Source organism: Actinomadura sp. KC345 (assembly GCF_004348515.1).
In the GTDB taxonomy this organism is placed as follows: domain Bacteria; phylum Actinomycetota; class Actinomycetes; order Streptosporangiales; family Streptosporangiaceae; genus Spirillospora.
The window spans coordinates 1-8,058 of the sequence record NZ_SMKH01000330.1 but is presented as its reverse complement, the minus strand read 5'-3'; the positions used below and the strand labels follow the sequence as shown (position 1 = coordinate 8,058).

Annotated in this window: 6 protein-coding genes; 2 read left to right on the top strand and 4 right to left on the bottom strand. The window is 70.3% G+C overall.

The window, feature by feature from the left end:
* The 3 genes from E1281_RS34145 to E1281_RS34135 all read right to left on the bottom strand — a co-directional run.
* Nucleotides 1-1,359, bottom strand: a 1,359-nt coding sequence (locus tag E1281_RS34145; protein ID WP_131883845.1) for a carotenoid oxygenase family protein, incomplete at its 3' end; no start/stop codon positions are given.
* Between the two features lie 376 nt (nucleotides 1,360-1,735).
* Nucleotides 1,736-1,948 (bottom strand): DUF397 domain-containing protein, encoded by a 213-nt coding sequence (locus tag E1281_RS42720; protein WP_131883844.1) that lies wholly within the window; start codon nucleotides 1,946-1,948, stop codon nucleotides 1,736-1,738.
* Between the two features lie 257 nt (nucleotides 1,949-2,205).
* A complete protein-coding gene (locus E1281_RS34135) occupies nucleotides 2,206-3,078 on the bottom strand; it encodes a helix-turn-helix transcriptional regulator (protein ID WP_131883843.1) in 873 nt (290 codons plus the stop codon).
* An 850-nt stretch (nucleotides 3,079-3,928) separates the two neighbouring features.
* Between E1281_RS34135 and E1281_RS34130 the strand changes: the two genes are divergently transcribed.
* Nucleotides 3,929-5,569, top strand: coding sequence for a cyclic nucleotide-binding domain-containing protein (locus E1281_RS34130; protein ID WP_131883842.1), 1,641 nt, complete (start codon nucleotides 3,929-3,931; stop codon nucleotides 5,567-5,569).
* Between the two features lie 123 nt (nucleotides 5,570-5,692).
* Here the strand turns inward: E1281_RS34130 and E1281_RS34125 are convergent, their stop codons facing one another.
* A complete protein-coding gene (locus E1281_RS34125) occupies nucleotides 5,693-6,997 on the bottom strand; it encodes a HAMP domain-containing sensor histidine kinase (protein ID WP_131883841.1) in 1,305 nt (434 codons plus the stop codon).
* 192 nt (nucleotides 6,998-7,189) lie between these two features.
* Here E1281_RS34125 and E1281_RS34120 point away from each other — a divergent pair.
* Nucleotides 7,190-8,058, top strand: an 869-nt coding sequence (locus E1281_RS34120; RefSeq protein WP_131883840.1) for a LysR family transcriptional regulator, incomplete at its 3' end; no start/stop codon positions are given.

Genomic DNA, 8,058 nt, shown 5'->3' with positions numbered 1-8,058 from the left:
GCCCATGGGGATGTGGTGGCGCAGGTGTGCGACGGCCAGGGGGTCGGATTCGACGTCGCGGGCGTCGAGGATGATCAGGCGGGAGCGGTGGCTCTCCGGGTCGTAGGCGAGGGTCAGCAGCCATCCGTCGCCCTCGGCGGCGCCGGGCTCGCGCGGGACGAACACCGGCTCGCCGAAGCCGTGGCCGGGTGGGAGCTCGTGGACGGTGCGCCTGTCCTTCGTGTGGTCGTAGGCGTGGATGCCGGTGCTCGTCTCCGTCCGCCCGGCGAAGTAGGTGTAGCGGTGCGGGCGGCCCGCCCGGCGGACGTCGGCGTGCGGCAGCTCCATCGGCAGCGCGCACACCTCCTGCCCCTCGATCTTCCCGGACGGGGTGACGCGGTAGCGCATCAGCGCGTCGCCCCAGGGGAAGTCGCTCGTGCGGAAGTCGCGGAAACGCGTCGCGACCTGGTCCCAGCCGGCGAAGCGGACGAACTCGATGACGGTGTCGTCGCCGTCCTCGAAGGCGTTGACGAAGTGGAACCCGAGCAGCGCCTCGTGCTCGATGACCCGGGCCCTGCCGCCGTCCCTCGGTACGAGCGTGAAGCATGTCGGTCGGTGCGGCTCATAGGTGAGCCCGTCGGCGATCGACCGGCTTCCCAGCAGGATCGGCGCGACCTTCGGGATGACCGGGTTGATGACGAAGACGAGGTGTCTCCGGGTGAGGGCGAAGTCGTGGTTCCACGGGCTGTACGGGAGTGACACGCGCGGCATGTGGTGGAGCGCGCCGTCCGGGTCCACCCGGTAGCAGCGCAGGCTGCGGACTCGGGTGAAGTCCATCCCGAAGTTGAACAGCTCGCCGGTCTCCGGGCAGCGGGACGGGTGCGCCGAGAACGCCGACACCGCCTTCAGGCGCCCGCCGAACGAGTGCTCGCCGACCGTCTCCAGGCTGTCGGGGTCGAGGCGGAAGGGGCGCCCGCCCTCCCAGAGCGCCAGGAGTTGCCCGCCGTGCAGGACGACACCGGTGTTGGCGACGTTCGCGGGTGGACGGAGCATGTTGGCGAGCCGCCCGCCGGGACGCTGGGTGCCGAGGCCGCGCAGCCCGGCGCGTCCGTGGCGCTGCCCGTAGCGGTAGTGCCTGGTCCGGACGTACCGGTTGCGGTAGCGGACGCCGCCGTCGCCGGGGAACGCGAACATCGACAGCATCCCGTCGCCGTCGAAGATGTGGTCGAGGAGGCTGTCGCCCACCTGCCAGCGGCCGGGGCCGTTGCGGTAGAGAGTGCCGGTGAGGGCTTCCGGGAGCCTGCCGTCGATCTCCTCGATGCCGTAGTCGTGCTCGTCGTCGAGCGACTCGTAGATCCGATGCCACGCGTCGATGGCCACGGCGACTCCTCGTCCGGCGTCGGCGGTCCCGGTGACGGCAGGCTGCCACACCGGCCGCCCGTAGTTCAATGCCTAACGACTACCACCATCGCCGACTCGGGACGGCCGCCGCCACGGCGAACTGCCCCGGCCGCGACGGCGGGGGCAGCGCGCGGAGGGCGGACGATGAGCACGGCCCGGCCTCCAGGACGATCGGAGCCGCGCCGACGGCTTCCCGACGGCCGCCGCCGGCGGTTCAGGCGAGGTTCAGGATTCGCTCAGGGTCCCAGAGCCCCCCTCGTCAATCGCAGCGTTGTCAAGAGTCGCCGGTCAATGCTTCCGGCCACGGTTGGGTTCGACAATTTCTGCGATGGGCGCGATAAGTGAGTCGCGTGACTCAGCGTCCGTCCAGCCGCCCGTTGTGGATGGCGTTCACCAGGGCATTCCACTGGGCGGGATCGAGGGCGAGCACGCTGGTGGCACGGTCGCGCGAGTCGCGGACCAGGACGGACGGCCCCAGGGTCGCCACTTCCACACAGTCCCCCTGGTTCATGCTTCCACTCGCTTTGCGCCAGGTCGGCGCCGTTTCCCGAATCGACCGGTACACCATCCAGCAACCCCTCCATCCATTGCCGGCGGGTGCCGTCTTGCCAACCGATCGGCCAAGAACACCCGCCGGCGAGCACCAAGCAGGGCACGACAAACCACGACCTTGTGGATAATTTCCCGATCACGAGTGTAAACGGTTCCAGTTATCCCGCCTACAAGGGAACACAAGATCACTCTGTGTGCTATGAAGGCCACTCGCCTTGTGGGTGCCCGATGCGGCTGTCACCTCCGGGGTCGAGTCGGATCGCGGTAGCGGAGTCAGGCCATGAGGTCCTCGGCGGTCCGCCGGAGCAGGTCGATCGACTGGTCGGCGGGAAGCGACTGCTCCAGCAGGAGCTCGAAGGTGTCCCGGTACTCCAGGATCCTGTCGTCCTCGCCGGTGATCATGAGGCTGGCGCCCGACCGGCCCTCCAGATAGAGGATGTCGTTCAGGTCCCCGTCGAACTCCAGGAGGCTGAAGGGCCCCTCAAGGCCCATGTGCGCGCCCGCGCTGAACGGGATGATCCTGACCGTCAGCAGGTCGCTGCCGTCGGCGGCGTCCGCGATGTGGTTGAGCTGGTTGGGCATGATCGCGGGATCGATCATGATGCCGACGTGGCGGCGGATCACCGCCTCGTCGATGATGTAGTGCTGGCGCGGCGGGTTGTCCCGCCTGGCGAGCTCCTGCTGCCGCTGGATGCGCAGCTTCGCGGCGAGCACCCGGCCCGTCTCCGACGTCTTGCCCGTGGAGAGCACCTCCGCGTACTCGGGCGTCTGGATCAGCCCCGGGATGACCGCCCCGTGGAACTGCCTGATGTAGGCCGCACCGGCCGCGTAGCCCACGTAGCTGAGGAAGCGCGGGTCCAGTTCGTCCTTGTACACGTTCCACCAGGCCGGCTCCCGCGCGCCGCGGGCCAGCGACTGCAGCCGCTCCTGGCGGCCCTCAGAGGTGACCTCGTAGACCCTGAGCAGGGCCTGCAGATCCGTACGGGTGACGGCGTTCTTGCCCCCCTCGACCCTGATGAGCTTCGACGGGGACCACTCGAGCTGCCGCGCGACCTGCTCCTGCGTCAGCTTCTTCTCTTTGCGCAGCCGGACGAGTTCGGTGCGCAGCAAGGCGCTCTGGACGATCGGCCCCTGATCACTGGTCATGGTGTTCGCTCACTCTAAGTAGTCGTTGCAACCAGCCTGCATGCAATCTGGCAGCGTGCCATGTCCCGCGGTACATCCCGTCAATGCGCCACGTTCCCCGGCCACGCCGACCCACACTCCCGGGCCGAGACCCGTCATATCGCCCAAAACTCGGGCCCGGAGCTTCCAGACTGCTGCATGACGGTAGACTATGTTGTAATGTGCTATGTAGCAAACAGCAGGATCCGCATTGCGACCAAGCGCAGTGCTACATCCGGCAACGACCGATCTGACGCTGAGTGAGGGCTCGGGCGGGACGCGCGCGTCCCCCGTCCGGGGACTCTCCGCCGAGCGGAACGGGCCAACGCGGCCCCACCGGCGGACGGGAAGGGCGGGCGCGCACCGAACGGGGAGGCCACCACGAGAACACGACATCCCGGCACCGCCGGAAAAGACAAAAAGAGTCGCCCACCGCTTCCCGTCGATCACCGGTTGCGAGCCAAGACGATCGATGGAAGGCGGAGAGCGACTCCCCGGGCCCGCATGAGAGCGACCTGAACGATCCTCACCGGAACCCTGCGAAGACGCAGAGAGGTCCGGTTTGACCTGCCAAAACGTTCCCTGCGGACTCACCCAGTCTAACCGCGATCACGCGGTGCGGGCTATAGGTGAAAGCGACTTCGGGCCCCCGCGACGTCTCGCGCCAGGCAATCCCCGGGCAAGGCGGGCGGACGGCGTCCCGAAGACGCGATTCGAGGCATGGGGTTCTCGATATGTCAAGCCAGAAGTTCACTTCTCTTCCCGCGACCTTTGAGATCCACCCCGCAAACCCACCATCCGCCGCCGAACCGATCCTCTGGCGGGTGTGCTGATGGACGAATACACCACCCGTCAGCACGACCCGGACCATGTGGCCGCCCCGTCCGAGATCGTCCCCTCCGGCGGCGGCCGACCTCCGCGAACCCGCGCCGTCCCGGAGTCGGAGTGCCGGGACGTCGAGTGCCCGCGCCGGCTCCGCTCCGTCCGGGCGGACCGGTTCACGGCGCCGCCGCCGAGGCAGGGCTTCTGGGGCTCCCTCACCGACGTCGAACAGGCCGCGCTCCTCGCGACCGCCCAGGAGGTCGCCTACCCGGTCGGCACGGTCCTCTGGTTCGAGGGCCAGGCCGCCGACCAGGCCGTCGTGATCCGGTCGGGCTCGATCAGGGTCTCGGTCGAGCGGGACGGCCACGAGCGGATCATCGCCTTCCGCGGCCCCGGCGACATCATCGGCGAGCGCGCCGCCCTGCTGCTGCGCCGGCGGTCGGCGACCATCGTCGCCATGGACACCGTCCACGGCCTGCGCATGACCACGCAGCAGTTCGTCACGTACCTGAGCGACCACCCACGTGTGGTCGCCGTCATGGAACGCGAGGTGTACGACCGGCTGACGGAGCAGACGGGACCTCTACCGCAAACGCCGCCCACGCACGCCCACAACGCCCCCTACGAGCCCCAAAGCCCACACACGGGGTCGGCACAGCCCTACCTGACACATGCCCCGCCCTACGCGGTCTCGGCCCAGGACTACGCGACTACGACTCGGCCAGACGCAACACCGGCGCCGCCCCACCTGACGTCCACGCAGCCTTACGCAATCCCCGTACAGCCCAACACAACGTCCACGCGGGCCTACGCCGCCCCGACACAGCGGTACTACGGGACCTCGCAGCCTTATCCGACCTCCGGTCAGGTCTACGCGGCCGGACCGGCGCCACTGGGGTACCCGCAGGCGGGCCCGCCGGACCCCGCAGCCGCAGGTGGGTCGGCTTACACGGTGCGGACGCCGGGCGGTGCGGACTGGCCTGTCCACCAGGGAACGGGCGCCGGTGTTCCGCCCGACGCGCAGTTGACGCAACCCATGGCGACACCGGTCGGCCCGGCCTGGACGGGGCAGAACTGCACGATCGTCTACACCGACATCGTGGGCTTCAGCGCGCCGCACCGCAACGACGTGGACCGCCTGGAGATGCGGCGCGCGATGTACGCCGTCCTGCGCGAGGCGTTCGAGGAGTCGCGGATCCCGTGGGCGGCGTGCCACACCGAGGACCGCGGCGACGGAGCGCTGATCGTCGTGCCTCCCGGGGTGCCGACCGCCGCCGTCATCGACCCCATGATCGCCGCCCTCGCCGTCCGGCTGCGCCGCCACAACCAGCGGTCGAGCGGCGCCGTCCACTTCCAGCTCAGGGTGGCGGTCGACGTCGGGCCCGTGATGCCCGATCCGCCCGGCGTGACCGGCTTCGCCCTTATCCGTACGGCGCGGCTCCTGGACGCGCGCCCCCTCAAGGAGCGGCTGGCCGCGACCGGCGCCGACCTCGGCTTCATCGCGTCGCAGTTCGTCTTCGAGACCGTCATCGCCCACGGCGCCGGCTACGTGCACCCCGCCGAGTACGAGCCCATCAGCTGCCGGGTGAAGAAGCTCAAGACCGAAGGCTGGATCCACCTGCGCGGCGTCCCCGCCCAGTCGGCGGTCTGACGCCGGCGCACCGCCCGGCCCGTCCTCGCGCGGGCCTCCCTGACCGCCCCGGCCCCGCGTGCCCCCGCACCGCGGGGTTCTTCTTGTCCCGGGCCCCGGCGCGGCTCCGCGGTGGGCCGTCCTTCAGGGCGGACGGGGGACGCGGAGGACGAACCGGGCGCCTCGGGAGCTGTCCTCGATGGTCAGCGTCCCCTGGTGGAGCCTGGCGATCTCGCGGGCGATCGGAAGGCCGAGGCCGGTTCCGGCGGCGTCCCGGGCCTTGCCGGCCGCAAGGCGGGAGAAGCGCTGGAAGACGACCTCCCGGTCCTGCTCGGCGACGCCCGCGCCGTCGTCGAGGACCTCGACGACGGCGAAACCGTCCTCACGGCGCACGGTGACGTCGATCCGCTCCTCGGCATGCCGTTCGGCGTTGTCCAGCAGGTTGGTCAGCAGCCGGATGAGGCGGAGCCGGTCCCCGCGTACCGTGACGCCCTCCTGGATGTGCGGGACGATCCGCTTCGTCCGGTCGGACCTCGCGAGTTCGATGGTGACGAGCGCGCCGAGGTCGATCGTCTCGGTCTGCTGCCAGTCGACGGCGTCCAGGCGGGCGAGTTGGAGGAGGTCGGTCACGATCGCCTGCAGCCTTTCGAGGCTCTGCAGGACGCTCCGGGCCGTCTGCGGCCAGTCGGCCTCGTCCGGGAACAGCAGGGCCTCCTCGATCTGCGCGCGGGCGGCGGTGATGGGGCTGCGCAGGTCGTGGGACGCGTCCGAGGTGAAGCTGCGCTGGCGCTCCAGAGCGCTGTCGAGGCGGTCGAGGGTCGCGTTGGCCGCCTCCGCCAGCCGCCGGATCTCGTCCTGGGTGGCCGGGACCGTCACGCGGCGGCCCGACTTGCTCGCGGTGATCTCCGTCAGCTCGGAGCGGATCGCGTCCACCCGGGCGAGGGTCCGGTCGACCGTCCCCCAGGCGCGCAGGCACACCAGCAGGATCATCAGAAGCGAGGTGCAGACCAGGAACATGAGGAGGCCGGAGCTGACGTACCAGGGAATGGTGGGAGAGGCCGCGTAGACGGTCCAGTCACCGTTCGGCTTGTAGACGCGGCAGGCGATCACCCACATGCATTCGTCGAGTCCCGCGGGCGGGCAGAGGACCCGGGCGGAGTAGCCGCCCGTGTCCGCCGGGCGGAAGCGGGCGATCGGCGGCCCGGCGCGTACTCCGGCCGTGCCGGCGACCACCGTCCGCCGGGCGTCCAGGACTTGGACGACGATGTCCTCGGGCGCGTCGATGCCGCCTCGGACCCGTTTCCGGTGCGCGTCGTAGGTGAACCGCAGTGCCGCGGAGGCGACCTTGCCCCGCTCGTAGTCCTCCGCCCTGCCGCGGGTCCCGACCACGATCAGCGTGCTGAGGATGCCGCATATCAGGGCGGTGACCACCCCGGCAACAACGGTCATCCGCACCCGTATGGACCATGTGCGCCGTCCGTTCACCCGACCTCCCGCAGGTGAGGTAATCACCGCCCAGGCCGAAATCAGTCCTCTGAACAGCAGTGACGGACCCAAGAGAGGTCAAAGAAATCGTTCCCCGCACCGCGGAGGCGGCAGAAGCCGAAACGCTGGTGAGGTGCTTTGTTAGCATTGCTGGTTATGGAGCTCCGCCAGCTTGAGTACTTCGTGGCGGTGACGGAGGAGGCCGGCTTCACCAAGGCGGCCGCCCGCCTGCACGTCGCCCAGCCGGGCGTGAGCGCCCAGATCCGGCAGCTCGAACGCGAGCTGGGGCACCCGCTCTTCGACCGTTCGGGACGGACCGTCCGGCTGACCGAGGTCGGCGAGGCCGTCCTCCCGTACGCGCGGGCGGCGCTCGCGGCGGTCGAGGGCGCGCGGCTCTCCGTGGACGAGCTGACCGGGCTCCTGCGCGGCCATGTCACGATCGGCACGATCGACTGGATCCGGTCCCTGGACCTGCCCCGCCTGCTGGCCGGTTTCCATCACGATCACCCGAATGTGGAGATCACGGTCGTCCAGGACGACTCCCTGACGCTCGCCGGCGCGCTGCGGGACGGGCGGGTCGATCTCGCGTTCCTCAGCCTCGGCTCCCCCGAACCGCCGGAGGGCATCGCGGCCCGGATCGTCATCGAGCAGGACCTCTTCGCCGCCGTCGGTCGCGATCACCCGCTGGCACGGCGGTCCACCCTCCGGCTGCGGGCCCTCGCCGGCGAGGACCTGATCAGCCTGCCGAAGGGCACCGGGATACGGACCGTCCTGGACGAGGCGTGCGCGGGCGCCGGCCTCAGCCCGCGCATCGCCTTCGAGGCCGGCGAACCGCCCGTGCTGGCACAGCTCGCCGCGCACGGACTCGGCGTCGCCGTCCTGCCCGAGTCCGCCACCGGGGACCTGCCGGACGACCTGCACACGATGCCGATCGTCCAGCCCCGCCTGACCGGCCGGATCGCGCTCGCCTGGCGCACCGAGGGCCCGCGCAGCCCCGCCGCCCGCGCCCTCCTCGGCGGCGCCTA

Excerpts from the sequence above, each read along its gene's own strand:
- E1281_RS42720 (WP_131883844.1), bottom strand. The coding sequence starts at position 1,948 with ATGGTGTACCGGTCGATTCGGGAAACGGCGCCGACCTGGCGCAAAGCG.
- E1281_RS34135 (WP_131883843.1), bottom strand. The coding sequence starts at position 3,078 with ATGACCAGTGATCAGGGGCCGATCGTCCAGAGCGCCTTGCTGCGCACC.
- E1281_RS34130 (WP_131883842.1), top strand. The coding sequence starts at position 3,929 with ATGGACGAATACACCACCCGTCAGCACGACCCGGACCATGTGGCCGCC.
- E1281_RS34125 (WP_131883841.1), bottom strand. The coding sequence starts at position 6,997 with ATGACCGTTGTTGCCGGGGTGGTCACCGCCCTGATATGCGGCATCCTC.